The following is a 26,183-nucleotide window of genomic DNA, read 5'->3' on the forward strand; positions in this document are numbered from 1 at the left end:
GAACAGAGGAGACAACACTGTGACTGCTGACATCAGCGCACTGCGCGAGGAGATCGCTCCCCAGCTCCAGAGAGTCCTCCCCATCCTGGAGGATGTGGCACAGGACCTCCACTCCCACCCGGAGATCCGCTTCGAGGAACACCACGCGGCCCGCCGCCTGATGGCTGAGGCCCGTGACGCCGGCTTCGAGGTCGAGGCCCCCTACGCCGGACTGGACACGGCCTTCGTGGGGAGGTGGTCGGCACCGGGCAGCACAGGGATCTCGCCGACCATCGCCGTGTTCTGCGAATTCGATGCGCTCGAAGAGATCGGCCACGCCTGCGGGCACAACATCATCGCCGCCGCCGGACTGGGGGCGGGGATGCTGATCCGGCAGATCCTGCTTCAGAGTGGAACTCCGGGGCACCTGATGCTCATCGGCAGCCCCGCGGAGGAGGGCGGAGGGGGTAAGGTCCCCATGATCGAGGCCGGCGTGCTCGACGGAGTGGACCTGGCCATGATGGTCCACCCCGCAGGCGAGGACGCCGTCTCGGCCACCATCCTCTCCCGCGTGGCCTTGGAGGTCAGCTTCACCGGCCGCGCCAGTCATGCCGCAGGGGCGCCCCACCGCGGACGTAACGCACTGGATGCGGCCACGCTCTCGCTCACTGCCATCGGGCTGCTGCGCCAGCAGCTTCCCGACGACGCCCGGGTCCACTCGATCATCACCGACGGCGGCCAGGCGCCCAACATCATCCCGGAGCACACCGCGCTGCGGGTCTTCGTCCGCTCCGAGACCCGGGACGCCCTGCTGGAGGACATCCTGCCGCGGGTGGAGAAGTGCTTCGAGGGTGCGGCACTGGCCACCGGCTGCGAGGTCAGCGTCACTCAGCCCACCCCGGCCTACTACTCGATGATCACCAACCCGGTGCTCGGTGCGCTGGCCGAGGAGGTCATGGCCGAGCTGGGCCGTCCGGTGCAGGAGGCCGGGACGCTGGGATCGACCGATATGGGCAACGTCTCCCACCTGGTCCCCTCCATCCACCCGCTGGTCAGCCTGGGGGAGGGTCTGGTCCCGCACACCCGCGAGTTCGCCGAGCGGGCCGGCTCCTCCGACGCCTCGGCGCCCATCGCTGACGGTGCGGCCCTGCTGGCGATCACCGCGCTGGCCGCTTACCGGGACACCTCTGTGGTGGAGCAGGCCCAGCGCGCCTTCGACAGCCGGGCGCAGGCCTGAGGTCTCATAGGCACCGATGCGACTGACGGAGACCGACTTCGAACTCGTCGACGCCCTCCAGGACGATGTGCGCCGGCCCTGGACGGAGCTGGCCCGTCAGCTGGGGCGCTCGCCGGCGACGGTTCGGCGTCGTTGGCACAGCCTGCAGGAGGCGGGTGCGGCCTGGTTCTCCACCTATCCGGGGCCGGGATCCGGGGCTGAGTTCGCCGTGGTGGAGGTGGTCTGCGCCCCGGAGGATGTCACCGCGCTGGCCAGCCGTCTGGCTCAGCACCCGAAGATCATGACGGTCTCCGAGGTGACGGGCGACATCGACCTGCTCTGCTGGGTGGTGGCCGAGGATATGACGGTGCTGCGCGAGGTGATCCGCCACGGCATCGGTGCCGCACCCGGGGTCCGCGCGGTGCGCGACGCCCCGGTGACCAGCCTGTACTCCGACGGCTCCCAATGGAGGGCGGGTGCGCTGCCGGGCTCGCATCATGCCCGCAGGACCGGCGGCTCCGCCGCTGCGGCGGAGCTGAGCCGCAGCATCGCCGAACCACGGATGGGCAGGATGACCCGCCGGCTGGAGCAGGACGCGCGCACCTCCTCGGGCGCCCTCTCGGAGGAGCTGGCGCTGAGTCCGGCCCACACCAGACGGCTGCTGACCCGGACGCTGCAGGGTCGGATCCTGACTCAGCGGGTGGATCTGGCCACCGACGGCAGCCTGTTCACCCACGCCATGGCGCTGCACCTCTCCGTGCCGCTGCAGGAGCTTGACCGGGTGGCCCACCGGATCAGCAGACTGTCCGACACCCGGCTCTGCGCAGCGGTGGCGGGGGAGCGGCACAACCTGCATGTGGTCATGTGGCTGCGCTCCCTCTCCGGGGCCAAAGCGGCCGAGGAGGCAGTGCTGCGCGATGAGGACATCAGGGTGCGCGGGCGCCGGACCGTGTTGCACTACCACAAGCGTCTGGGCCACCTCTTCGACGACGCCGGCCGCCACACTGGTGTGGTCAGCTGGGTCCCCTCAGGATCCGTACCACGGACTCGCAGTCGCTGATGGAGCTGAACCGGGGCCGCTGACGGTAGTGTAGAGACGTTATGGCAGACATCGATTTCCCCACCGAGCTCCAGGAGCTGCGCGACACGCTGCGGCGCATCACTGAGGTCATCGACCTCGAGGCCCTCGCGAAGGAGGTCTCCGATCTGGAGCAGCAGGCCGCTGACCCCAATCTCTGGGACAACCAGGAGAACGCCCAGCGCGTGAACTCCCAGCTCAGCCATAAGCAGGCTCAGCTGCAGCGGATCAGGAAGCTCGCCGGCCGCATCGACGACGTCGAAGTCATGGTGGAGATGGGTCAGGAGGAGGGCGACGCCGACACGGTGGCCGAGGCCGCCGAGGAGGTCGCCTCCGTCCGCAAGGCTCTGGAGTCCTTGGAGATCGTCACCCTGATGTCAGGCGAGTACGACGAGCACGATGCGGTGGTCACCATCCGCGCCGGCGCCGGCGGTGTGGACGCGGCAGACTTCTCCGAGATGCTGCTGCGCATGTACACCCGCTGGGCAGAGAACCGCGACTGGGACGTGAAGGTCCTCGACACCTCCTACGCAGAAGAGGCCGGACTGAAGTCGGCCACCTTTGAGATCAAGGCTCCCTACGCCTTCGGCACGCTCTCAGTGGAGGCCGGAACCCACCGCCTGGTGCGCATCAGCCCCTTCGACAACCAGGGCCGCCGCCAGACCAGCTTCGCCGCAGTGGAGGTCATCCCGCTGATCGAGGGTGCAGACTCCGTGGAGATCGACGAGAACGACCTGCAGATCGACACATTCCGCTCCTCAGGCCCCGGCGGCCAGTCGGTGAACACCACCGACTCCGCGGTGCGCATCACCCATAAGCCCACCGGCGTGGTGGTCTCCATGCAGAACGAGAAGTCGCAGATCCAGAACCGCGCGGCCGCCATGCGCGTGTTGGAGGCCCGTCTGCTCCTGCTGCAGAAGGAGCAGGAGGCCGCAGAGAAGAAGGAGCTCGCCGGAAACATCAAGGCTTCCTGGGGCGACCAGATCCGCTCTTACGTGCTGCACCCGTACCAGATGGTCAAGGACCTGCGGACCGGCCACGAGACCGGCAACGCGGATAAGGTGCTCAACGGCGAACTCGAGGGCTTCATCGAGTCCGGCATCCGCTGGCGCAGCCAGGGCGGAGAGGACTCCCAGTAAGGTGATCCGCTTCGACCACGTCACTCGCCGCTATCAGCAGGATGGGCGGCCGGCGCTCGACGACGTCTCCATCGAGTTCGAGCGCGGTGACTTCGTCTTCCTGATCGGTGCCTCCGGCTCGGGGAAGTCCACGCTGCTGCGGATGATCCTGCGCGAAGGTCTGCCGCAGAAGGGCAAGATCACCGTGGCCGGCCAGAACCTGGGGCTCATGTTGGAGAAGCGTGTCCCGGACTTCCGGCGCAGCATCGGCATGGTCTTCCAGGACTTCCGCCTGCTGCCGGATAAGACCGTCTTCGAGAACGTGGCCTTCGCGATGCGCGTGATCGGAGCCCCGCGCTCCACCATCCGCAAGCGGGTGACCAAGGTCCTCGAGCGGGTGAACCTGGATCACCTGGCCAAGCGCTACCCCCATGAGATCTCCGGCGGTGAGCAGCAGCGTGCGGCCATCGCCCGCGCCATCGTCAACGAGCCGGCCATCCTGCTGGCCGATGAGCCCACCGGCAACCTGGATCCGCGCGCGGCCGAAGAGGTCATGAAGATCCTGCGCTGGATCAGCTCCTCCGGGACCACCGTCATCATGGCCACCCACGACCGCCCGATCGTCGATTCCATGCGGCGTCGGGTGGTGCAGCTGCACCGCGGCGCACTGGTCCGCGACCAGCAGCGCGGCACCTATGACCCGCCCGTGGGGTCCGAGGCCTGGGAGCTGCTGCGTGTGGAGGAGGCCGACTCCGGTCTGCGCGCCTCGGACCCGACGCCGGCTCACCAGAAGGACGACGACGCCGAGGCCTCGGCATCCGAGCCCGAGGAGAGCGCCGCCGTGGACAAGCCGGAGAAGACCGGTCCTTCGCAGGCCGCAGCGGCCGACAAGGCTCCGGCGGAGGAGCCCGAGCCGGAGCCGGAACTCGAGCTTGAGCCGGAGTCGGAGCCGGAGCCGGAGCCCGCGCAGGAGGAGAGCATCCGCGTGGTCTGGCCCTCCAGAGACTCCCGCGAGAGCACCGCAGAGGTGCCGGAACCCAAACGCGACTTCGACGGCACCGAGCTGCCCGATCTCAGCCGCGACGGCTACGAGGAGGACGAGCCCACCGATCAGGTCAACCCCGCTGAGGGGCCTGTCGAGGAACCCGCACCGGCCCCTGCTCCCAGCGAGCATGACCCAGAGCTCGTCGGAGATGATCCGCAGCCTTCGGCCGAGCCGGCCCCCGCCGTGCCCTTCCGGACGCGGCCGCAGGAGGCCAAGAAGCACCGACTGGACTGGCTGGCTCATCCTGAGCGGGACGAGATCTCCGAGCAGGACGAGGCCTCCGAGGAGGACGAGGGCTCCAGCGCGGAGGAGAACACCCGGCGGCTGGCCCGTCCGGCCTCCTCGCCGGCCGATGTCTCCAAGGCGCAGGCCCCGCGCCCGATGGCGCCCTCCGACGGGAAGTCCGAGACCCCGCGGCCGAAGTCCTCCGCCTCCCAGTCCACCTATACCGATGCCCGCCGCACTGCTGAGCAGCTGGGTATCCCCCGATCTCGCAGAGGCTTCTGGCGCCGAAGGAGGGACGGATGAATCGCCTGCTCTATATGCTGCGCGAGACGCTGACCTCGCTGCGCCGCAATGTGGCCATGGTGGCTTCGGTCATCCTGGTCACGTTCATCTCACTGACCTTCGTCGGGGCAGCAGCCCTGATGCAGACTCAGGTCAACCAGATGACCGAGGACTTCTACGACCGCCTCGAGGTCTCGGTCTTCCTCTGCACGGAGAGCTCCTCCCAATCGGCCTGCCCCACCGGTGCGGTGACCGAGGACCAGCGTGAGGGGATCGAGCAGTCTCTGGAGGAGGGCGCTGCCAGCCAGTACGTCTCCAGTTACCGCTACGAGTCCCAGGAGGAGGCGCTGGAGAACTTCCTGGAGGGCAACGAGGATTCGGCACGCGCTGACAGCGTGGAGGCCTCGGATATGCCCGAGTCCTTCCGCATCCTGCTCCATGAGCCGGAGGAGTACCCGATCGTCACCGAGCTGTTCGCGGCGGCGCCCGGAGTGGAGACGGTGGCCGATCAGCAGGAGACGCTGGACCAGATCTTCTCCATCCTCAACGGGCTGACCCTGGTGGCGCTGATCATCGCCACGGTCATGATCGTGTGCGCAGTGCTGCTGGTGGCCACCACCATCAGACTCTCGGCCTTCAGCCGACGGCGCGAGACCGGCATCATGCGCCTGGTGGGTGCCTCGAAGTCGATGATCCGCGGGCCCTTCGTCTTCGAAGGCGTCTTCGCCGCCGTCGTGGGTTCGCTGCTGGCCTGTGCCGCCACCTGGGCCATCGCAGAGTTTCTGCTGGGCCAGTGGCTCTCCCAGCAGGTGCCCGGCATCCGGTTCATCGACTCTTCGGACTCCTGGATCATCATGCCGCTGCTGGTGTTGATCGCAGCGGTGCTGGCGGTGTCTGCCTCCTGGCTGACGGTGCGCCGCTACCTGCGTGTATGATGAAGGGCTGTTCCCCCAGCCAGCGGACGCCGATGAGGAGGTGGCACGATGGGTAAGCACAGCTCTTCTCCCAAGAAGAAGGGGTCCAAGAATGAGAAGGACCCCAATAACCACACGGTGGCCACCAATCGGCGTGCCCGTCATGACTACAGCATCCTGGACACCTATGAGGCGGGGATGGTGCTCAGCGGCACCGAGGTGAAGTCGCTGCGGCAGGGGACCGCCAACCTCACCGAGGGCTTCGCGGCCTTCTCACCCAGCGGGGAGCTGTGGATGGAGAACGTCCACATCCCGGAGTACCTCAACGGTACCTGGACCAACCATGCGGCCCGCCGCAAGCGGAAGCTGCTGCTGCACCGCAAGGAGCTCATCAAGATCTCCCGCCAGGCGCAGGACCCCGGTCTGACGGTGGTGCCGCTGCGGCTGTACTTCAAGGATGGCCGCGCCAAGGTGGAGATCGGCATCGCCAAGGGTAAGCGCGAGTTCGACAAGCGTCATGCCCTGAAGGAGAAGCAGGACGCCCGCGAGGCTCAGCGCGCCATGCGTTACCGGAACCTGCGTTCCTCCTGATCCGGGTCAGCTGAGAAGTCCGGCGATATAGCCGACGAAGACCAGCCCGACCAGCAGCACCACCCCGATCACCACGGCCGTGATGGCCAGTCCGTTGCGCGGCGGCCGTGCCGGCGGCGGAGATGGAGGCGAGGCCGTGGCGGAGTTCGACTCCGGGGGAGTCTCTCCCGGGCGGGGATCTCCCGTGATGCCCTCCGGATCCGGGTCCAGGTTCGGGTTCCGCCATGTCTCATCGCGTCCATAGCGTTCGCTGTCAGGACCGCTCATCGGAGTCATCACCCTCTGCCGTCATCTGAAACACCTTGTCAGTCCCACCCTAGGAGGGTGCGCCGCTCACCGTGAAGGATGCTCGCCCGAATTGCTTTTTAGGGATGCTTAAACCATGCTGGGAGTCATGATGCCGAAGTCTTCCGCCGCTCTCATCGCGCCCGCTGTGGCAGCCTCGCTGGTCCTCACCGCCTGCGCCCCCGGAGAAGGGGAGGAAGGAGAGGGCAAGCCCCTGGTGATGACCACGTTCACCGTGCTGGAGGATATGACCGCAGCCGTGGCAGGAGATCACGTGGAGGTCCGCTCCATCACTCCCGCCGGGGCCGAGGTCCATGAGTACGACCCCACGCCGCAGGACGTCCGCGTCGCCGCGGAGGCCGATCTCATCCTGGAGAACGGCCTGCACCTGGAAGAGTGGTTCGGCCAGTTCATCGACCAGTCCCAGGCCCCATCGGTCACCCTCAGCGAGGGCGTGGAGACCCGCCCGGTCACCCGTGTCCCCGGACATCCGGATGAGCAGTCTGAGGAGGACATGCCCGTGGACCCTCACGCGTGGATGTCCCCGCAGAAGGCGCTGATCTACGTGGAGAACATCGAGGAGGCGCTCAGCGAGCTGGCCCCTGAGCACGCCGATGACTTCGCCGCCAACGCCCAGGACTACTCCGAGGAGCTGGAGGAGCTCATCGCGGAGACCGAGCAGCGGGTGGAGGACCTGGATGGGGAGATCCATGTGGTCAGCTGTGAGGGCGCCTTCGGCTATCTGGCCGATGAGTTCGGACTGCAGGAGCATTACCTCTGGCCGCTGAACGCCGACGGTGAGGGCACACCGCAGCAGGTCGAGGCCCAGATCGACTATGTGCAGGAGCACGAGGTCCCCACGGTGTTCTGCGAGTCCACGGTCAACTCCGGTCCGCAGGAGCAGGTGGCTGAGGCCGCCGGCGCCGAGCTGGGGGAACCGCTGTATGTCGACTCGCTGTCCGAGGATGACGGCCCGGTCTCCAGCTATCTGGAACTCTTGGAATACGACATCGATCTCATCCTCGAGGCAGCGAAGGCGGATCTCCCCGGTGAACATGACTGAGGCACCCGGCACGGAGCCCAACCTGTATCCTGCCGTCGCCGCGGCGCAGCTCAGCGCCGGCTACCCCGGAGTGCTCGCCCTGGACGGGGTGGACGTCACCCTGCAGCGTCGCAGCATCTGCGCGCTGGTGGGCGCCAACGGCTCCGGCAAATCCACCCTCTTCGCCACACTGCTGGGCCTGCGTCAGCCGCTGGCCGGTCAGGTGCGGCTCTTCGGAGAGTCTCCGCACCACGCCCGACGCCGGAACCTGGTCAGCTATGTGCCCCAGCACGAGCAGATCGACACCACCTTCCCGATCACAGTGGAGCAGGTGGTGATGATGGGCCGCTACGGCCATATGGGCTTCACCCGTCGCCCCAAGCCGGCCGACCGTGCTGCGGTGGACAAGGCGCTGGAGCAGGTGGGGCTGGGGGACCTGCGCCGCCGAGCCATCGGTGAGCTCTCGGGCGGCCAGCGAAAGCGGGCCTTCCTGGCCCGGGCCATCGCCCAGCAGGCCCCGCTGATGCTGCTGGACGAGCCCTTCGCCGGAGTGGACCGCAGCTCGGAGCAGCTGATCGTCTCGGTGCTCCACCAGCTGCGCGACGCGGGAGCCACGCTGCTGGTCTCCACCCACCATCTCGAAGGGGTGGGGGAGCTGGCCGATGAGGTCATCCTGCTGCACCGCCGTGTGCTCGCCGCCGGCCTGCCCGAGGACGTCCTGACCGAGGAGCAGCTGGGCCGGGCCTTCGGCGCGGTGCTCTCAGAGCCGCTGGCCCAGACCCCGGAGGATCCGCTGGCTGAGCGCGGAGAGGAGCGTGGCCTGTGATGGAGCTGCTGACCCAGCCTTTGGAGCTGCCGTTCATGCAGAATGCGCTGATGGTGGCCGTGGCCGCCTCCGCCGTCTGTGGCCTGCTCTCCTGCTGGCTGGTGCTGATGGGCTGGTCCCTGATGGGGGAGGCCGTGGCGCATTCGATCCTGCCCGGCGTCGTGCTGGCCTATGCCTTCGGCGCCCCGATGGCAGTGGGAGCCTTCGTCTTCGGGATGCTGGCAGTGCTGCTGATCGGCGGGATCAACAACACCTCCACGCTGAAGCATGACACCGCCATCGGTGTGGTCTTCACCTCGCTCTTCGCCTTGGGACTGGTGCTGATCTCCCGGACGCCCAGCGAGACCCACCTGCAGCACATCCTCTTCGGCAATGTGCTGGGAACTTCGCGGGGTGACCTGTACCAGGTGGCGGCGCTGGGGCTGCTGACTGCGGCGGTCCTGCTGCTGCTGCGTCGGGACTTCACCCTGCTGGCCTTCGACCGCACCCACGCGCACAGCATCGGGCTCTCCACCGGAGTGCTCTCGGCGCTGCTGCTTTCTCTGCTGGCGCTGACCACGGTGACCGCGCTGCAGACCCTGGGCATCATTCTGGTGGTGGCCATGCTGGTGATCCCCGGTGCCACGGCCTTCCTGCTCTGCCGGACCTTCGGCCAGATGCTGGCCGTGGCCTCGGTCTCGGCGGCGCTGGCCGCCGTGGTGGGGGTCTATGCGAGCTACTGGCTGGACATCTCCACCGGCGGATCCATCGTGCTGGCCCAGGCGGCCCAGTTCTCGCTGGCCTATGTCTTCGCGCCGCGCAAGGGCCTGCTCGGCCGGCTGCGTCGAAGCCGTCCGCTCAGCCCGGCCGATAGACTGGCCTCATGACGCCCCGCACCTCTGCCCAAGGTCGCTCGACGGCGACCTCGACGGCGACCACCTCGGTGGAGGACTACGCCAAGACCATCTATGGGCTCTCCGAATGGGACGACGCCACGGTGACCGCATCGGCCCTGGCGAAGACTCTGGGAGTCTCCAACCCCTCGGTGACGCTGATGATCCGCAAGATGGCCGATCTCGGTCTGGTGGATCACCGTCCCTACGCTCCCATCCGGTTGAGCCCTGAGGGCCGGCAGCTGGCGCTGGCCATGGTGCGCCGGCACCGGCTGATCGAGACCTGGCTGGTCCGTGAGCTCGGCTACGGCTGGGAGGAGGTCCATGACGAGGCCGAGCGCCTGGAGCATTCCGTCTCGGAGAAGTTCGTGGATCGGCTGGATGATCGTCTGGGCCGCCCGCGGGTGGATCCGCACGGCGACCCCATCCCGGGCCCCGATCTGTGCCTTCACCATCCGGAGACCGAGCTGCTCTGCCGGGTGCCGGAGTCTGTGGACGTCCGCCTGGAGCAGGTGGACGATTCGGTGCCGGAGGCCCTGCGTGTGCTGGCCGACCGGCAGGTGGAGATCGGTGCGCAGGTCACTGTGGTCAGCGCGGAGGATGGCGATGTGGTGCTCGCCCCGGCCCAGCAGGGTGCGGGAGAGCACATCCGTCTGGAGCATGCGCTGGCCCATGCCATGCGTGTGAGCGTGCTGTGAGGGGAGTCCTGTGATGCAGCAGGCTGTCTCCCTGGCTCGTCTGATCCCTCTGGTCGCCCTGGCCGGTGCCGCAGGTGCTCTGCTGCGCCTGCTGATGGCCGAGTTCTTCCCGGAGCAGGGCATGAAGTTTCCGTGGACCACTCTGGCGGTGAACGTGGTCGGATCAGCGGCCCTGGGGCTGCTGGTGGGTGTGGTCTCGGCCCGCCCGCGTGTGCCCGGCTGGGTGCTGCCGGTGCTTGGCACCGGACTGCTGGGTTCCTTCACCACCTTCTCCTCGGTGATCCTGGCGGTGATGCCCTCAGCCCCGGGCGGGTTCTTCGAGGAGCTCAGCGCGGCCACCTATGTCAGTCCCGGTGTGGTGGAGATGTTCTCCTATCTGATGATCAGCATCATCGGCTGCACTGCGGCTGCGGCCGGCGGGTTGACCGTGGGCAGATCGGCCTTCGGCTGTGGGGACCATACCTGTGAGGAGAGCCGAGCATGACGGCATCGCTGACCCTCGCGGTCCTCGCCGGTGTGGCCCTGGGCGGGGCCGCCGGTGCGGTGCTGCGGCTTCTGCTGGACCGCCTGCTGCCCTTCGGCATCCTGGCGGCGAACACGCTGGCCTGCCTGGCCCTGGGCTTCCTCTTCGGCGCCTTCTCAGCTCACGGGGGAGAGGGTCAGGAGCCGGCCGACGGGATCTTCTCGGAGCCTCTGGCGGCGGTGCTGTCCTTCGGCCTGCTGGGCGCGCTGAGCACCTTCGCCACGGTGTCGCTGCGCGTGGCCCAGCTCTGGATGAACGATCAGAAGCCGCGAGCCATCAGCACCTGGACCGTCCACGTGGTGCTGGGCTTCGCCGCCGCCGCGGCAGGAGTCCTCCTCAGCGGCTGGCTCTGAGCGGAGACCGCTCTGGCTGGCACGGCGCTCGTGACGAATAGTACGAGTGCAGAGGCTCCCCACCACTAGCGCGTTCCCAACTCCTTGCTGACCGGTCTGGGCTGATCAACGATGTAGACCACCTGGAACCCGTGGAGTCAGTCTTCAGGACTCGATCAGGATGCCGTCAGTGCTCGGGCAGAGTAGGGCCATCATTCGGAATCTTCGGCCTGCCCCAGCGTGTGCTGGGCCAGGAAGGTCGCGCTCCTGAGAGTGAGGCGTGGTTCCGCCTGCCGGAGGGCGCGGGTGAGCTTCATGCTGTCACTACGTGAGTCTGGTGTCTGCGCCCGGACTTCTTCTGCCCACATCAGGGCAGCGTGCGGCGGCTGTCCGCTCTGCGGCAGATCACCGCCGAAGATATCCCGCAGCCGCTCCCGTGGATCTTCTGCATCGCCGAAGAGTTTGGCTCTCACTGCGTCGAACATCGTGACCTCTTGGGCTCAGCGCGATGGACGGAACGTCGTGCTGTTGAGGCTGTCAGCCGTGATCAGTCGCTCCGATACAGCAGTGTGTGATCACATACGCGCGGAATTCTGGCGGTTTCGGCGGAAATAACGGCACAATCTGATCACGGCACCGGTCGGAGTCTACCGCCCCCTGACACGCAGAAAGGACGACATCCCGAAGGATGCCGCCCTTTATGCGCAGTTGGTGGAGCCGCCGGGAATTGAACCCGGGTCCGATCTGGATTCACATGGGCTTCTACGAGCGTAGTCTGCTCATAGTGTTGCTCGGTCCCAGGCGTCACGCAGACGAGCGCCTGACAGACCCAGCCGTGTGAGATCTCGACCGGCATCCCCACGACGAGGATGACAGTCCAGTGGCTATCTAGCTGATGCCAGACACTGAGGCGATAGCAGACTCAGGCTGACAGACTCGCGTCGCTGCAATCAGGCAGCGAGGGCGAAGTCAGTGCGCTTAGATTCGGCACTTAATTGGTTGCTCAAGGGGTTTTAACGTGGTCACTTGGCGTCCACGGCTCGCTTCCCCATGCTCAACTCAGATCGTCGAAACCGATCGGCCCCTTATGTGGTTGTCAATAACCATCCGCCGCCTAAGACGCAGAACGTCTGGACAGCGGCCCTTCAGTGTAGTTCAACGAGCCCTGACCGGGCAATATTCCCGCTCAGTCCTTCTCCCAGGGGGTGGGGGAGTCGGCGGCCAGGGCACCGAGTGCGGCCTCGTGGAGCAGGCCGTTGGTGGCCAGCCCGTTGGTCCCGGAGCAGCCGGGCTCTCCGCCCAGTGAGGTGAAGCGTCCGCCCGCCTCCTGGACGATGGGCACCAGGGCCGCCATATCGTGCAGGTCCAGCTCCGGCTCCGCGGCCACGTCCACCGTGCCCTCGGCCACCATGCAGTAGGACCAGAAGTCGCCGAAGGCGCGGGTCCGCCACACCGTCTCGGTGAACTCCAGGAAGTTCTGGCTACGACCGATGGCCCGCCACCCGGTCAGCGAGGAGTAGGAGAAGAAGGAGTCCTCCAGCTTGGATACTTTGGAGACGTTGAGCTGTTTGGCGGAGGAGAGTGACTTGCCCGTGTAGGCGCCGCCGTCCTTGGCCGCCCACCATCGCCTGCCCAGTGCCGGGGCGCTGACCAGGCCCACCACGGGCTCGCCGTGGTCGACCAGGGCGATCAGCGTGGCCCAGACGGGGACGCCGCGGATGAAGTTCTTAGTGCCGTCGATCGGATCGATGATCCAGCGCCGCGGGCCGGAGCCGGAGGAGCCGTACTCCTCGCCGTAGATGGCATCCCGGCCGCGTGCACGGCCCAGCTGTCCACGGATCAGCTCCTCAGCCTGACGGTCGGCCACCGTGACCGGGGTCAGATCGGGCTTGGTCTCCACCTCGAAGTCCATGGAGCTGAAGAAGGACATCGTCTGGGAGTCCACGGAGTCCGCGAGCATATGCGCAAGGCGCAGATCCTCGGTGTATGGGCTGGTGCCGGCAGTATTCATGGCTCCACGCTACCCAGTCGCTTCTCTCCCGGGCCTTCTGACGCGCCGGAGAGCGAGGCCAGCAGGCCGCGCAGCGATTTCAGCCGGGCGGGCCCGTGCTCACCGGCCCGTCCCTGCCCCACCCAGGCGTCCAGGGCGCAGCCGCCCTCAGGGGACTCATGGGCGCAGCCCGGCTCGCAGTCGGCGGATCCCTCCACGAGATCCTCGAAGGCGGCCAGGACATCATCCGGATCCACATGGGCCAGCCCGAAGGACCGGATGCCGGGGGTATCGATGATCCAGCCGTTCGCCTCCGGCAGCAGCAGCGCCACAGCCGAGGAGGAGGTGTGCCGTCCGCGTCCGGTCACCGCATTCACCCCGCCGGTGGCACGGTCAGCCCCGGTCAGCGCGTTGACCATCGTGGACTTCCCGACGCCGGAGTGGCCGCTCATCGCGGTCACGCGGCCGCCCAGCAGCTCCTGCAGCTCCTCCACGGCCGAGGCCGAGAGATCCCGGCTCTCGCTGGCACGTGAGGAGACCACAGTGTTCAGGTTCAGCTCGGCATAGTGGCTGACCAATCCTGCCGGATCCGCCGGGTTCTCGGCGAGGTCCGCCTTGGTGATCAGCAGGATCGGGATGATGCCGGCGTCGTAGGCGGCCACCAGGGCGCGATCGATGAATCCGGTGCGCGGCTCAGGATCCGCCGCGGCCACCACGATCAGCAGCTGATCCGCATTGGCCACGATGACGCGCTCGGCCTCGTCGGTGTCATCGGCGCTGCGGCGCAGCAGTGTGCTGCGCTCCTCGATCCGCACCAGCCGGGCCAGGCTGCCCTCCTCGCCGCTGGTGTCTCCCACCAGGCCGACGATGTCGCCGGGCACCACCGGAGTGCGCCGCAGGGCCTTGGCCCGCACAGCAGAGACCGCGCGGTCGTCCAGAGAGACCGTATAGCGGCCCCGATCCACGGTGACCACACGTCCCAGCTCAGCATCGGAGTAGGTGGGCGACTCCTTGGTCCGGGGCCGGGAACCCTTCTTATTCGGGCGCACCCGGACCTTGGACTCGTCCCAGTTCTCCCATCTGTTCACGCTGCAGGGGCCTCTTCGATGAGGGAGCGCCACAGCTCGGGGAAGGTCGGCATGGTCTTCGAGGTGCAGCCGATGTCCTCCACCAGCACCTCAGGCACGCGCAGGCCCAGAACCGCACCGAAGGTGGCCATGCGGTGATCGGCGTAGCTGAGCACTGTGGCGCCGCTGCGGACCGGAGCGGTGATCCGGAAGCCGTCGGCGGTCTCCTCGGCCTTTCCGCCCAGACGCCGGATCTCAGCCACCAGGGCGGCCAGCCGGTCGGTCTCATGGCCGCGCAGATGCTCCACCGAGGTGAAGGTGGTCGGCTCGGCGGACAGAGCCGCCAGGGCGGCCACAGTGGGGGTCAGTTCGGCCGTGCCGTCCACGGTGCCGGGGGAGTGGACCCGGGGTGTGCCGTCCTCGGCCAGGACGCCGCGCACCGTCAGGGTCACCGTCTCGCCGCCGGGCTCCTCTGCGGTGGCGACCTCGGCGCCGAACTGCGGCAGCAGCTCGGTCCAGCGGCGCCCGATCTGGGTGGACTCCTTGGGCCAGCCGCGCATGGTGACCTCGCCGCCGGTGGCCGCGGCGGCCACCAGGAAGGGTCCGGCATTGGAGAGATCCGGCTCCACCCGTGCGGTGAAGGCGGGGATGGGGCCGGGGGAGACGCTCCAGGCGAAGGGCTCGGAGTCGTCCACCTCCACGCCGGCTTGGCGCAGGACCTGAACGGTCATGGCCACATGCTCGGAGGAGGGCACGGCCTGGCCCGTGTGGCGCAGCCGCAGCCCCTGTCGCATGCGCGCTCCGGCCAGCAGCAGTCCGGAGACGAACTGTGAGGAGGCCGAGGCATCGATGGCGACCTCGCCGCCCTCCAGGTCGCCCGGGGACTCCACAGTGAAGGGGAGGTATCCGGGCTCGCCGTCGTCGGTGATCTGCGCGCCCAGGGAGGACAGACCCTCCAGCACGGCGCCCATGGGTCGGATGCGGGCCTCCGAGTCGCCGTCGAAAGCCACGCGGCGCCCGGTCAGGGCGGCGGCAGCGGGCAGGAAGCGCATGACGGTTCCGGCCAGCCCGCAGTCCACCTGGGCCGGGGCCTCGGAGGCCTCCGGGGCCAGCGGGACAGGGGTCAGGCGCACGGCTGCCTCGCCGGTGCCCTCCCAGTCCTCGATGTGTTCCACCTCGGCGCCCAGGGACTCCAGGGCCTGGAGCATCAGGCGGCTGTCCCGGGACTCGAGGGCGTTGACCACCACGGAGGGACCCTCGGCCAGTGCGGCCAGCAGCAGGTAACGGTTGGTCAGAGACTTCGAGGCGGGGACGGTCACCTCGCCACAGACCGGTGCCCCCGCCAGGGGAGCAGGCCAGGCCTGGTCACCGGACGAGGGCACCTCAGCAGTATGAGAGGTCACAGCGCGGCCGTTCAGCGCACGTCCTTGGACTTCTTCTCGGCGGTCTTCGCCGCCTGGGAGATCGCTTTCTTGGCGTCCTTCTCCGCACGCGCGAAGTTCTTCTTGGCGTCCTTCTCCAGAGACTTGGCGGCCTTCACCGCGTCATCGCCGAGATCCTCAGCCCACTTGATGGTCTTTTCGCGGAACTTGGCGCCCTTCTTCTTGGACTGCTTGGCGATGTGCTCAGCGCGCCAGGACAGGGAGGGCTTGCCGGCCAGGTCCACCGAGGCGATGCCCAGACCGCCCAGGACGGAGACGTTCTTCAGCAGAGTGGTGCGCTGGGCGACCACATCCTCCTCGGTCTCCAGGGGTGCGGAGCGGTACTCGGCGTAGGAGTTCAGCTTGTGGACGCCGCACAGGGTCAGCGCGGCCAGACGCGGGAACTTGCCCACGGCCAGGGCCAGGCCTGCGGCCACCTCGACGCCGCCGAGCACCTGGGTGGTGCGCTGCGGGTTGGAGGTCAGCGGCTCAGTCTGGGGGACGAGTGCTCCGATCTCCTCCAGGGTCGGCCCCAGCGTCGCAGCGGCCTCCTCGGTGTTGCGGAGCCGATCGACGCCGTCGGCGATGAAGCTCGCACCGAGCAGCGGACGGGCGACTTTGCGGATGAGGGACATGGAATCCTCCTGTAGGCGGGCGCTCAAAGCTTGTCCAGGAGACAATCTACCGAATCGGGCCGACTCCCGCAGGAATGTCCGGAGTCGATCGGTCGTTGAGTCCCATATGACAAGTGCGGTGATCACTGCCCCGGTAGACTCTTGGGCAATGACTGAGAGCACAGAGAGTCCCGACGTCGACCTGGCGGCAGAGACTGAGACGCAGCGTCGTGCCAGATTTGAGCACGAGGCGATGCAGTATGTGGATCAGCTCTACTCGGCGGCCATGCGGATGACGCGTAATCCGCAGGATGCCGAGGACCTCGTCCAGGAGGCCTACACGAAGGCGTATTCGGCCTTCCACCAGTACAAGCCCGGCACCAATCTGAAGGCCTGGCTGTACCGGATCCTGACCAACACCTACATCAACATCTATCGGAAGAAGCAGCGCCAGCCTCAGCAGGCCAATACGGACACCGTGGAGGACTGGCAGATGGCTCAGGCCGCCGAGCACACCAGCTCGGGGCTGCGCTCAGCCGAGGCTGAGGCACTGGACCACCTTCCGGACTCGGACGTGAAGAACGCCCTCCAGCAGATCCCCGAGGAGTTCCGCCTGGCGGTCTACTTCTCGGATGTCGAGGGCTTCGCCTATAAGGAGATCGCCGAGATCCTGAACATCCCCATCGGCACGGTGATGTCCCGGCTGCACCGCGGGCGCAAGCTGCTGCGCGAGCTGCTGACCGACTACGCCCGTGAACGCGGCTTCAAGAAGCAGGAGGCCAAGAAATGAGCACCGCCGAATCTGACTACCCCGTCACCGGCGCCGGCAAGTGGTTGCAGGAGAACTGCCTCAACGGCGACTGCGAGGAGACCGATGAGCGCATGGAGCGCATCTACGAGTACCTCGACGGCGCGCTGAGCCGGAGCGACATCGAAGAGGTCCAGGCGCATCTGGACGACTGCCCGGACTGCGCCTCGGTCCATGACCTGGAGTGCATCATCCGTGCCACAGTGCGCCGCTCCTGCGTGGAGCAGGCTCCGGAGACCCTGAAGGTCAACATCCTGGAGAAGATCAGCGAGCTGCGTGTGGAGGCCGGTCACGGCGCCCAGGGCAGCGAGCACCAGTAGGTCTTCTGAAGGACTCCCGCGCTCCACGGATGTGAAAGGGCCCCGGCGGACTCATTCCGCCGGGGCCCTTCTCGTCTCAGCTGCCTGCTGACAGCCGTGAAGAACTCGCGAAACTCCTGATCAGGAGTTGGGGCGCTTGCCGTGGTTCGCGTTGTTCTTCCGGCGGTCGCGGCGCTTACGTCCACGCTTACTCATAGCGGCCTCCTTCAGATCGGCAACCCGACCATCTTACGTCACCGGCTCTGACAAGCCCAACCACTGGTACCAGCCGCGGTGGAGCACCAGCCAGGCGATCAGGCCGTAGCCGGCCTGTCCCGGACGGCCTCCGTTGGCGGCCAGGTCGCCGCGCCACTGCTCGTGGTGCAGCAGCGGACGGTAGGTGTCCACATACACGTGGGAGCGCCGCGAGGCGACGTCCTGGTAGGCGGCGTTGAGCTCGGCGATGCGCTGATTGCGCTCCTCGTCCAGCGTCGGCACCGGACCGACCACCAGGCAACGGATGCCCTCCTGGCTGGCGCGGTCCAGGATGTTGGCCAGGTTCAGCCGCGACCGGGCTGAGCTGGCGCCGTCGAGGTCGGCGTCGTTGAGGGCGAGCAGGAGGAACTTCTCCGTGTTCTCAGCGGCACCCGCGGAGAACCGAGGCATGGCCTCCTCCTGCCAACGGCGGGAGAGCGCCTCGGTCCCCTCGCGGGGCATCGCCAACACGTAGTGCTCGAGGTCCACAGTCTCCACCGGGGTCTTGGCCAGCACGCGGCCGAACCAACCGAGTGCCCGGGGATCACCGATTCCGCTGAGCAGCTCGTTGCCGAGGGCGACGAGCCTGATGTGACGTGGTTCCATTGCCGACAGCCTACAGGCCTCAGAGGTCCAGGTGGGGGAAGGCCTGCGCGAGCAGAGCCTCCAGCTCCTTGGCATGACGCTTGGCCTGGCCCACCGAGGTGGCCGCAGACTCCGAGCGTGCCACCAGACCCAGTTCCTGGGACAGCAGCGGTTCGAGGTTCATGCCGAGGAACGGCCACGGTCCCTGGTTCTCGGGCTCGTCCTGTGCGTAGACGAACTCCGCATCGGCCGAGAAGCGGTTCAGCTCCTCCTGCAGCTGCTCCACCGGCATCGGGTAGAGCTGCTCCAGGCGCACGATGGCGGTGGTCTCGTCGTCGTGCTTGGCCCGGGTGGCGACCAGATCGTAGTAGAGCCGGCCCGAGGTGATCAGCACGCGCCTGACCTTCTGCGGATCCACCTCGCGGTCGCCGATGACCTCCTGGAAGGTGCCCTCGGTGAAGTCCTCCACGGCGTTCGCCGCGGCCTTCAGGCGGAGCAGCTGCTTCGGGGAGAAGACGATCAGCGGACGGCGCGGACGGGCCACAGCCTGGCGGCGCAGCAGGTGGAAGTAGTTCGCACCGTCGGAGGGCATGACCACGGTCATGTTGTCCTGAGCGCAGAGCTGCAGGAACCGCTCCGGACGCCCGGAGGAGTGGTCCGGGCCCTGGCCCTCGTAGCCGTGCGGCAGCAGCATGACCACGCTGGAGCGCTGGCCCCACTTCTGCTCGGCGGAGGAGATGAACTCATCGATGACGATCTGGGCGCCGTTGACGAAGTCGCCGAACTGAGCCTCCCAGAGCACCAGGGCGTTCGGGTTCTCCACGGAGTAGCCGTATTCGAAGCCCAGAGCCGCGTACTCGGAGAGCAGCGAGTCGTAGATGAACAGGCGAGCCTGATCCTCGGTGAGGTTCTTCAGCGGGTACCACTCATCGCCGTTGATCCGGTCGTGGAAGACCGCGTGACGCTGCACGAAGGTGCCGCGGCGGGAGTCCTGGCCGGCCAGACGGACCTCGGTGCCCTCCATGAGCAGAGTGCCGAAGGCCGCGATCTCGGCGAAGCCCCAGTCGATGCCGCCTTCGCGGGACATCTTGGCGCGCTTCTCCAGCAGGGACTTCAGCTTCGGGTGAGCGGTGAAGCTCTCGGGGATGTTGGTGTGCACCTCGCCGATGTGGGCCAGCGTGTCCTCGGAGACCGCAGTGTCGGTGGCCGAACGCTCCGGAGTGCTCTCCTCCTCCTCGGAGGCGGTGGGAGCCAGCGTTCCGCCGCTGTCGGAGCTCTCCACGGTGGAGACCGGCTGGGTCTGGGCCGCGTGGGTCTCGGTGAAGACCCGCTCCAGACGCTGACGGTAGTCCTGCAGCGCCTGGTCGGCCTCTTCCTGGGTGATGTCGCCTCGTCCGACCAGCGCCTCGGTGTACAGCCGGCGGGTGGTGCGCTTGGCCTCCACCAGGTTGTACATCTTCGGCTGGGTCATCGACGGATCGTCGCCCTCGTTGTGACCGCGGCGGCGATAGCACACCAGGTCGATCACGACGTCCTTGTTGAACCGCTGGCGGTAGCGGAAGGCAAGCTGGGCCACACGCGCCACCGACTCCGGGTCATCGGCGTTGACGTGGAAGATCGGCGCCTGGATGGCCTTGGCCATATCGGTGGAGTAGGTCATCGAGCGCGCCGAGTACGGTGCGGTGGTGAAGCCGACCTGGTTGTTGACCACCACGTGCACGGTGCCGCCGGTGCGGTAGCCGCGCAGCTGCGAGAGGTTCAGGGTCTCTGCCACCACGCCCTGTCCGGCGAAGGCGGCATCGCCGTGGACCAGCAGCGGCATCACGGAGAAGGAGTTCAGGTTGTCGGCACCCTGGTCCAGGCGGTCCTGCATCGCGCGGACCACGCCCTCCAGCACGGGGTTGACCGCCTCCAGGTGGGAGGGGTTGGCCGCCAGGTAGACGCTGGTGGAGTTGCCGCGGTCGGAGGTGAACTCGCCGCGGGTTCCCAGGTGGTACTTCACGTCGCCGGAGCCCGAGCCGGCCTCGCGGCCCTCGAACTCTCGGAAGACCTGTGCGTAGGTCTTGCCGGCGATGTTGGTCAGCACGTTGAGGCGTCCGCGGTGGGCCATGCCGATGGCCACCTCGTCCAGGCCCTCGTCCGCGGCCTCGGAGAGGACGACGTCCAGCAACGGGATCAGGGACTCGCTGCCCTCCAGGGAGAAACGCTTCTGGCCCACGAACTTGGTCTGCAGGAAGGTCTCGAAGGCCTCCGCGGCGTTCAGCCGGCCCAGGATGCGGAACTGCTCGTCCCGGCTGGGCTTCTCATAGGGGTGCTCGATCTCGTCCTGGAACCAGTGGCGCTCCTCCGGGGACTGGATGTGCATGTACTCGACACCGGTGCTGCGGCAGTACGAGTCGCGGAGCACACCCAGGATGTTGCGCAGCGGCAGCATGTCCTTGCCACCGAAGCCGCCGGTGGGCCATTCGCGGTCCAGATCCCACAGGGTGAGGCCGTGGGACTCGATGTCCAGATCGGGGTGGTGGCGCATCTTGTACTCGAGAGGATCCACCGAGGCCATCAGATGACCGCGCACCCGGTAGGAGTGGATCAGCTGCTGGATGCGGGCGACCTTGTTGATCTGATCCTCAGGGTTGACCTGGATGTCGGCGGACCAGTGGATCGGCTCGTAGGGGATGCGCAGGGCCTCGAAGATCTCCTCGTAGAAGCCGTCCTTGCCGAGCAGCAGCTCGTGGATGGTCTTGAGGAACTCGCCCGAGCCCGCACCCTGGATGACGCGGTGGTCATAGGTGGAGGTCAGGGTGATGATCTTGGAGACGGCCAGGTTGTTCAGGGTCTTCTCGGAGGCACCCTGGAACTCTGCCGGGTACTCCAGAGCGCCGACGCCGACGATGGCGGCCTGGCCCTTGGACAGGCGCGGCACCGAGTGCACGGTGCCGATGCCGCCCGGGTTGGTCAGCGAGACCGTGGTGCCGGCGTAGTCGGCCGGGGTCAGCTTATTGTCCCGGGCGCGCTTGACGACGTCGTCGTAGGCGGCCCAGAAGTCGGTGAAGCTCATGTCCTCGGCGGCCTTGATGTTCGGCACCACCAGAGCGCGGGTGCCGTCCGGGCGAGGCATGTCGATGGCCAGGCCGAAGTTCACATGCGCCGGCTGGATGGAAGCGGGCTTGCCGTCCTTGAAGTCATAGGTGACGTTCATCGACGGGTGGGCACGCAGTGCCTTGAGCATCGCGTAGCCGATGACGTGGGTGAAGGAGATCTTGCCGCCGCGGGTGCGCTTGAGGTGGTTGTTGATCACCGTGCGGTTGTCGATCAGCAGCTTGGCCGGCACAGCGCGCACCGTGGTCGCCGTCGGGACTTCCAGGGAGGCGTCCATATTCGCGGCGATGGCCTTGGAGATGCCCTTCAGGACGGTGACCTCGTCCTGCTTCTCCTCTGCGGGGGCCTCGGACTTCTTGTCCTTGGAGGCGGCCGGCTCGGAGGGGATGGGGGTGGTGTCGGAGTCCTTGGCCTTCTTGGTGGTGGGCGTCTTGGGAGCCACCGGCTTGGAGGCCGCGGACTTTTCGGAGGAGGACTTCTGGGCGCTCTCGGGATCGGCGGGGGTGGCCGAGGCCGGAGTCGTCTCCTGGGCGCTCTGCTGGTTTCCGGCCGAGGGCTTGGTCTCGCTCTGGCTCCCGGCCGAGGACCTTGCCGACTCCGAGGTGCCGTTCTGCGCGGTCGGGGAAGAGGTCTGGGAGCCTGATGAGGAGCTCTCTGCCTCACCCTCCAGCCTGCGGAAGATGTCTGCCCATTTGCGGTCCACCGAATTCGGGTCGTCCCGATACTTGTCGTATATGTCGGCGACCAACCATTCGTTCCCGGGGAATTCTTCCGCAAGACGGCTGGACGTTAGCTCTGGCACTGTGGATACGCCTCTTCCATATGTGTTCTGTGGTTGCCCGGCACGGCTTTGTGCGGGCTACGGTTGTCCGTCACCGGAGTCCAAGCATAGTGACTCGAACTACGTCGTTGCCACCGCCCGCGGTATCGTGTCAGACGCCGAACGTCCCTTCGAAGCGGAAGCTGAGCTCAATGAAGTTCCTCAATCAGCCTGTCACGGATCTGACCTACGCGGACGTGTTCCTGGTTCCGTCCCGTTCTGAGACTGTCTCGCGCATGGAGACCGATATCTCGGCAGATGACGGAACCGGCTCCACGATTCCGCTCGTGGCGGCAAATATGACGTCTGTGACCGGCCGTCGGATGGTGGAGACCATGGCCCGCCGCGGGGGACTGGGCGTGCTGCCCCAGGATGTCCCGCTGGAGGTCATCCGTCAGGTCACCGAGTGGGTCAAGGGATGTCACCCGGTCTTCGAGACCCCGCTGAAGGTGACGCCGCAGGACACGCTGCTTGATGTGCTGCACCTGATGGACAAGCGCAACCACCCGGCGGTCTGCGTGATCGATGACGAGATGCGCTTGGCCGGCATCGTCAACGCCGAGGACGGCACGGGCGTGGACCGCTTCTCCTCGGTGGCCTCGGTGATGCGCATGCCGCAGATCCGTTTCACCGCCGCCGAGGTCGAAGAGTCCGGGCTGGAGAGCATCTTCGAGCAGATGGACGCCGCCGGCGCCGACTACGCCCCGGTGACCGAGGCCGACGGCACGCTGGCCGGTGTGCTGACTCCGCGCGGCGCGCTGCGCTCCACCCTCTTCCGCCCCAACCGCGACGCCGAGGGCCGGCTGAAGGTGGCCGCCGCCGTCGGGATCAACGGTGACGTGGAGTCCAAGGCCTCCTCCCTGCTGGAGGCCGGTGTGGACGTGCTGGTGGTGGACACCGCCCACGGCCACCAGCGCAAGATGTTCGAGGCGCTCGGTGCTGTCCGCCGTGCCGTGGAGAGCACCGGGCTGGTGGTCCCTATCGTGGCCGGCAATGTGGTCTCCGCCGAGGGCGCGCGGGATCTCATCGAGGCCGGTGCCGACATCATCAAGGTCGGTGTGGGACCTGGCGCCATGTGCACCACCCGCATGATGACCGCTGTAGGCCGCCCGCAGTTCTCCGCCGTGCTGGAGTGCGCCGAGGCCGCCCGCGAGCTGGGCAAGCACATCTGGGCCGACGGGGGAGTGCGTCACCCCCGTGACATCGCCTTGGCCCTGGCGGCCGGTGCCTCCCAGGTGATGGTGGGATCCTGGTTCGCCGGAACTCACGAGTCGCCCGGCGATCTGCTCAGCGACAGCCAGGGGCGCCGCTATAAGGAGAGCTACGGCATGGCCTCCTCGCGTGCGGTGCAGAACCGCACCGCTTCCGAGGGTGCCTTCTCCCGGGCCCGGAAGGGGCTGTTCGAGGAAGGCATCTCCACCTCCACCATGTACCTGGACCCCGCCAAGCCCGGAGTGGAGGACCTGCTGGACTCCATCACCGCCGGAGTGCGCTCTTCGATGACCTATGCCGGTGCATTGGATCTGCAGGAGTTCCGTCAGCGGGCCATCGTGGGTGTGCAGTCCGCGGCAGGCTATGAGGAGGGCAAGCCGGTGAGCGCCAGCTGGTGACCGCGGCCGCTGTGCGGCGGTCGGGGTGCGGTAGGATTCTGCACCTATGGAGTATCGACAACCGGGCTTCGCCGGAATTCTCAGCACCTGTCCCCCCGCTGATGTGCGGAGGTGCATCCTCTAGGTGGAATGGCTCCTGCTCGGCGTCGGCCTGCTGCTCATCCTGGGCAACGGCTTCTTCGTCGCCGTGGAATTCTCACTGGTAGCACTCGACCAGCCCACTGTTCAGCAGTCCATCGATCGCGGAGACAAGCGATCGGTGCCGCTGATGAAGTGCCTGAAGTCGCTGTCCACCCAGCTCTCCAGCTGTCAGCTGGGCATCACGCTGAACACTCTGCTGATCGGCTATGTGACCGAACCGGCCCTGGGCTCCCTGCTGGAGAGCCCCATGGAGGCAGTGGGCGTGCCCGATGCCGCCGCCGGGGCCGTCTCGCTGTTCGTGGCTATGCTCATCGCCACGCTGGTCACCATGCTGATCGGCGAGCTGGTGCCCAAGAACTTGGCGGTGGCGGAGGCCTTCCGCGTAGGCCGGGCGCTGGCGCGGCCCCAGCTGGTCTTCACCGCGATGTTCAAGCCGCTGATCATCATGCTCAACGGCTTCTCCAACAAGGTCCTTCACCGCTTCGGCCTGGAGGTCAAGGAGGAGCTCTCCGGCGCGCGCACCCCTGAGGAGCTCTCGGCGATGGTGCGCCGGTCGGCCAGCCTGGGCACCCTGGACGAGGGCACCGCCACCTTCCTGGACCGCACGCTGCGGTTCTCCGATCAGACAGCGGCCGATGCCATGACCCCGCGGCTGCGCATGGCCACCATCGACGCCGAGGCGCCGCTGACCGAGCTCATCGAGCTGGCCCGCAGCACCGGCTACTCCCGCTTTCCGGTGTTGGGTGACTCGGTGGATGAGGTCCGCGGCGTGACCCACGTGAAGAAGGCGGTGGCCGTCCCGCGTGAGAAGCGTGAGGGCCTGGTGGCCGCCACGCTGATGTCCGAGCCCACCCGGGTGCCCGAGACCATCCACCTGGACGCTCTGCTGCCGGTGCTGCGCGAGGCTCCGCTGCAGGTGGCCATCGTGGTTGACGAATACGGCGGCACCTCCGGAGTGGTCACCTTGGAGGACCTCATCGAGGAGATCGTCGGCGAGGTCGCCGATGAGCATGACCGCATCGCCCCGGGCGTGCTGCAGGCCGCCACGGGGGACTGGTACTTCCCGGGGCTGCTGCGCCCCGATGAGATCAACGCACAGATCCTGGAGCTGCAGATCCCCGACGACGCCGCCTATGAGACCGCCGCAGGCTACGTCCTCTCCGCCCTGGGCAGGATCGCCGGAGTCGGCGATGAAGTCGACGTCGAGGGTGGACGCCTGGTGGTGGCCGGCATCGATGGCCGGCGCATCGACCGGCTGCGCTTCATCCCTGATCCGGAGGCTCGCCGGGCCGCCCAGGAGGCCGCCACGGCGCGGGCCCGCAAGCTCGCCGAGGCCCGCGAGGAGCATGCCCGAGCAGGTGATCGCCGATGACCGGGGATCTCTTCGGGCTGGTCTGGCTGGTGGTCCTGCTGGCCGGCAACGCCTTCTTCGTGGCAGCGGAGTTCGCTGTGCTCAGCGCCCGTCGCAGTCAGATCGAGCCCAAGGCCGAGGCCGGCTCCAAGCGCGCCAGGACGGCGCTGTACTCCATGGAGCATGTCTCGCAGATGTTGGCGATCTCCCAGCTGGGCATCACCGTCTGCTCGCTGCTGATCCTGCTGGTCTCGGAACCGGCCATCCACCATCTGCTCACCGATCCGATGGTGGCTCTGGGCATCCCGTATGCCGCCGCCAGCGCGGCGGCCTTCGTGGTGGCGCTGCTGTTCGTGAGCTTCCTGCATGTGACCTTCGGCGAGATGGTCCCGAAGAACACGGCAGTCTCCATCGCCGATAAGGCGGTGCTCTTCGTGGCCCCGCCGCTGGTCTTCCTCTACCGGGTGTTCCTGCCGATCATCTGGGTGCTGAACACCTTCGCCAACCTGATGCTGCGTGCGATGCGGGTCACCCCGCGCGATGAGGTGGTCTCCACCTTCACTCTGGAGGAGATGGGCTCCATCGTCGCTGAATCCAAGCGCGGGGGAACGGTTCGCGATGAGTCCGGCGTCATCGCCGGGGCCCTGGAGTTCAGCGACTACACGGCTTCCACCGTGATGATTCCGCTGGAGGAGGTGGTGACCGTACCGGTGGACGTCACCCCCAAACAGGTGGAGAAGGCCGTGGGCCGCACCGGATTCTCCCGGTTCGTCGTGGTGGATGAGGAAGGGGCCTTCACCGGCTATGTCCATCTGAAAGACATCATGGGGCTGCCCGAGTCCCGCTCGGCCGATCCCATCCCGGTCACCGCAGTGCGTTCGCTGGGCAATATGTCTCCGGCGGATGAGGTGGATGACTGTCTGGCCCAGATGCAGCGCACCGGCTCCCATGTGGCCCGTGTGATCGATCAGGGCGGTCAGACCGTGGGCGTGCTCTTCCTGGAGGATGTCCTGGAGGTGCTGGTCGGTGAGATCCATGACGCCACCCAGTCCCGGGACTCGCGCCGGCATCACACTGTGGAGGACGCTTAGGGCAGT

The 26,183-nt window shown here is 67.3% G+C and carries 26 protein-coding genes and 1 other RNA gene; 17 read left to right on the plus strand and 10 right to left on the minus strand.

The window, feature by feature from the left end:
* Positions 1 to 19: 19 nt before the first annotated feature.
* From IEW85_RS02635 to smpB, 6 genes are read left to right on the plus strand one after another with little or no spacing between them, the layout of a single operon-like run.
* The gene (locus IEW85_RS02635) at positions 20 to 1,216 is read left to right on the plus strand and encodes a M20 family metallopeptidase (RefSeq protein ID WP_188682591.1); all 1,197 of its coding nucleotides are present in this window, start codon (positions 20 to 22) and stop codon (positions 1,214 to 1,216) included.
* Positions 1,217 to 1,232: 16 nt separating this feature from the next.
* The gene (locus tag IEW85_RS02640) at positions 1,233 to 2,255 is read left to right on the plus strand and encodes an Lrp/AsnC family transcriptional regulator (protein ID WP_188682592.1); all 1,023 of its coding nucleotides are present in this window, start codon (positions 1,233 to 1,235) and stop codon (positions 2,253 to 2,255) included.
* A gap of 41 nt (positions 2,256 to 2,296) precedes the next feature.
* Complete coding sequence (prfB, locus tag IEW85_RS02645) at positions 2,297 to 3,412, plus strand: peptide chain release factor 2 (RefSeq protein ID WP_188682593.1); 1,116 nt, start codon at positions 2,297 to 2,299, stop codon at positions 3,410 to 3,412.
* 1 nt (position 3,413) lies between these two features.
* On the plus strand, positions 3,414 to 4,964 hold the full coding sequence (gene ftsE / locus IEW85_RS14275; protein WP_229658741.1) for a cell division ATP-binding protein FtsE: 1,551 nt from the start codon (positions 3,414 to 3,416) through the stop codon (positions 4,962 to 4,964).
* Complete coding sequence (gene ftsX / locus IEW85_RS02655) at positions 4,961 to 5,878, plus strand: permease-like cell division protein FtsX (protein WP_188682594.1); 918 nt, start codon at positions 4,961 to 4,963, stop codon at positions 5,876 to 5,878. Before ftsE ends, ftsX begins: the two co-directional genes overlap by 4 nt.
* A 48-nt stretch (positions 5,879 to 5,926) precedes the next feature.
* Positions 5,927 to 6,448 (plus strand): SsrA-binding protein SmpB, encoded by a 522-nt coding sequence (smpB, locus tag IEW85_RS02660; protein WP_188682595.1) that lies wholly within the window; start codon positions 5,927 to 5,929, stop codon positions 6,446 to 6,448.
* Between the two features lie 6 nt (positions 6,449 to 6,454).
* On the opposite strand, the gene IEW85_RS02665 is transcribed toward smpB, so the two are convergent.
* Positions 6,455 to 6,715, minus strand: a complete 261-nt coding sequence (locus tag IEW85_RS02665) for a DUF6480 family protein (RefSeq protein ID WP_188682596.1) — start codon at positions 6,713 to 6,715, stop codon at positions 6,455 to 6,457.
* A 127-nt stretch (positions 6,716 to 6,842) separates the two neighbouring features.
* Here IEW85_RS02665 and IEW85_RS02670 point away from each other — a divergent pair, with 127 nt between their 5' ends.
* Genes IEW85_RS02670 through IEW85_RS02695 form a run of 6 tightly spaced genes read left to right on the plus strand, consistent with a single transcriptional unit; the run spans position 6,843 to position 11,047 of the window.
* Positions 6,843 to 7,796 (plus strand): metal ABC transporter solute-binding protein, Zn/Mn family, encoded by a 954-nt coding sequence (locus tag IEW85_RS02670; RefSeq protein ID WP_188682597.1) that lies wholly within the window; start codon positions 6,843 to 6,845, stop codon positions 7,794 to 7,796.
* Positions 7,789 to 8,601, plus strand: a complete 813-nt coding sequence (locus IEW85_RS02675; RefSeq protein ID WP_188682598.1) for a metal ABC transporter ATP-binding protein — start codon at positions 7,789 to 7,791, stop codon at positions 8,599 to 8,601. The genes IEW85_RS02670 and IEW85_RS02675 overlap by 8 nt, the downstream gene beginning before the upstream one ends.
* Positions 8,601 to 9,467 (plus strand): metal ABC transporter permease, encoded by an 867-nt coding sequence (locus IEW85_RS02680; RefSeq protein WP_188682599.1) that lies wholly within the window; start codon positions 8,601 to 8,603, stop codon positions 9,465 to 9,467. Before IEW85_RS02675 ends, IEW85_RS02680 begins: the two co-directional genes overlap by 1 nt.
* Positions 9,464 to 10,171: a metal-dependent transcriptional regulator gene (locus IEW85_RS02685; RefSeq protein ID WP_188682600.1), complete on the plus strand. Its 708-nt coding sequence runs from the start codon at positions 9,464 to 9,466 to the stop codon at positions 10,169 to 10,171. The genes IEW85_RS02680 and IEW85_RS02685 overlap by 4 nt, the downstream gene beginning before the upstream one ends.
* Before the next feature lie 13 nt (positions 10,172 to 10,184).
* Positions 10,185 to 10,655: a fluoride efflux transporter FluC gene (locus IEW85_RS02690; RefSeq protein WP_229658778.1), complete on the plus strand. Its 471-nt coding sequence runs from the start codon at positions 10,185 to 10,187 to the stop codon at positions 10,653 to 10,655.
* On the plus strand, positions 10,652 to 11,047 hold the full coding sequence (locus IEW85_RS02695) for a fluoride efflux transporter FluC (RefSeq protein ID WP_188682602.1): 396 nt from the start codon (positions 10,652 to 10,654) through the stop codon (positions 11,045 to 11,047). Before IEW85_RS02690 ends, IEW85_RS02695 begins: the two co-directional genes overlap by 4 nt.
* A 191-nt stretch (positions 11,048 to 11,238) precedes the next feature.
* Here IEW85_RS02695 and IEW85_RS02700 read toward each other — a convergent pair whose 3' ends face one another.
* The 6 genes from IEW85_RS02700 to IEW85_RS02725 form a co-directional block, all read right to left on the minus strand.
* Positions 11,239 to 11,511, minus strand: a complete 273-nt coding sequence (locus tag IEW85_RS02700; RefSeq protein WP_188682603.1) for a hypothetical protein — start codon at positions 11,509 to 11,511, stop codon at positions 11,239 to 11,241.
* Between the two features lie 224 nt (positions 11,512 to 11,735).
* Positions 11,736 to 12,111: a transfer-messenger RNA gene (ssrA, locus tag IEW85_RS02705) on the minus strand.
* A 101-nt stretch (positions 12,112 to 12,212) separates the two neighbouring features.
* Positions 12,213 to 13,037, minus strand: coding sequence for a histidinol-phosphatase (hisN, locus tag IEW85_RS02710; RefSeq protein ID WP_188682604.1), 825 nt, complete (start codon positions 13,035 to 13,037; stop codon positions 12,213 to 12,215).
* On the minus strand, positions 13,034 to 14,104 hold the full coding sequence (gene rsgA, locus IEW85_RS02715; RefSeq protein WP_188682605.1) for a ribosome small subunit-dependent GTPase A: 1,071 nt from the start codon (positions 14,102 to 14,104) through the stop codon (positions 13,034 to 13,036). The genes hisN and rsgA overlap by 4 nt, the downstream gene beginning before the upstream one ends.
* Positions 14,101 to 15,465: a 3-phosphoshikimate 1-carboxyvinyltransferase gene (aroA, locus tag IEW85_RS02720; RefSeq protein ID WP_229658742.1), complete on the minus strand. Its 1,365-nt coding sequence runs from the start codon at positions 15,463 to 15,465 to the stop codon at positions 14,101 to 14,103. Before aroA ends, rsgA begins: the two co-directional genes overlap by 4 nt.
* 32 nt (positions 15,466 to 15,497) lie before the next feature.
* Complete coding sequence (locus tag IEW85_RS02725; RefSeq protein ID WP_188682607.1) at positions 15,498 to 16,139, minus strand: DoxX family protein; 642 nt, start codon at positions 16,137 to 16,139, stop codon at positions 15,498 to 15,500.
* A 148-nt stretch (positions 16,140 to 16,287) separates the two neighbouring features.
* On the opposite strand from IEW85_RS02725, the gene IEW85_RS02730 reads away from it, so the two are divergent.
* Both IEW85_RS02730 and rsrA read left to right on the plus strand, forming a co-directional pair.
* On the plus strand, positions 16,288 to 16,908 hold the full coding sequence (locus tag IEW85_RS02730; RefSeq protein WP_188682608.1) for a sigma-70 family RNA polymerase sigma factor: 621 nt from the start codon (positions 16,288 to 16,290) through the stop codon (positions 16,906 to 16,908).
* A complete protein-coding gene (gene rsrA / locus IEW85_RS02735; RefSeq protein ID WP_188682609.1) occupies positions 16,905 to 17,246 on the plus strand; it encodes a mycothiol system anti-sigma-R factor in 342 nt (113 codons plus the stop codon). The genes IEW85_RS02730 and rsrA overlap by 4 nt, the downstream gene beginning before the upstream one ends.
* 120 nt (positions 17,247 to 17,366) lie before the next feature.
* On the opposite strand, the gene IEW85_RS14685 is transcribed toward rsrA, so the two are convergent.
* The 3 genes from IEW85_RS14685 to IEW85_RS02745 are packed head-to-tail and all read right to left on the minus strand — an operon-like array spanning position 17,367 to position 21,966.
* Entirely contained in the window at positions 17,367 to 17,441 is a 75-nt protein-coding gene (locus tag IEW85_RS14685; RefSeq protein WP_373286539.1) for a 50S ribosomal protein bL37, read from the minus strand.
* A 33-nt stretch (positions 17,442 to 17,474) separates the two neighbouring features.
* Positions 17,475 to 18,086: a GDSL-type esterase/lipase family protein gene (locus IEW85_RS02740; protein WP_188682610.1), complete on the minus strand. Its 612-nt coding sequence runs from the start codon at positions 18,084 to 18,086 to the stop codon at positions 17,475 to 17,477.
* 19 nt (positions 18,087 to 18,105) lie between these two features.
* A complete protein-coding gene (locus IEW85_RS02745) occupies positions 18,106 to 21,966 on the minus strand; it encodes a multifunctional oxoglutarate decarboxylase/oxoglutarate dehydrogenase thiamine pyrophosphate-binding subunit/dihydrolipoyllysine-residue succinyltransferase subunit (RefSeq protein ID WP_188682611.1) in 3,861 nt (1,286 codons plus the stop codon).
* 170 nt (positions 21,967 to 22,136) lie between these two features.
* Here IEW85_RS02745 and guaB1 point away from each other — a divergent pair, with 170 nt between their 5' ends.
* The 3 genes from guaB1 (at position 22,137) to IEW85_RS02760 (ending at position 26,177) form a co-directional block, all read left to right on the plus strand.
* Positions 22,137 to 23,594 (plus strand): GMP reductase, encoded by a 1,458-nt coding sequence (gene guaB1, locus IEW85_RS02750; protein ID WP_188682612.1) that lies wholly within the window; start codon positions 22,137 to 22,139, stop codon positions 23,592 to 23,594.
* A gap of 124 nt (positions 23,595 to 23,718) precedes the next feature.
* Positions 23,719 to 25,107 (plus strand): hemolysin family protein, encoded by a 1,389-nt coding sequence (locus IEW85_RS02755; protein WP_188682613.1) that lies wholly within the window; start codon positions 23,719 to 23,721, stop codon positions 25,105 to 25,107.
* A complete protein-coding gene (locus IEW85_RS02760) occupies positions 25,104 to 26,177 on the plus strand; it encodes a hemolysin family protein (protein WP_188682614.1) in 1,074 nt (357 codons plus the stop codon). Before IEW85_RS02755 ends, IEW85_RS02760 begins: the two co-directional genes overlap by 4 nt.
* The last annotated feature ends 6 nt before the right edge of the window (positions 26,178 to 26,183 follow it).

The organism is Nesterenkonia cremea (assembly GCF_014642675.1).
Taxonomy (GTDB): domain Bacteria; phylum Actinomycetota; class Actinomycetes; order Actinomycetales; family Micrococcaceae; genus Nesterenkonia; species Nesterenkonia cremea.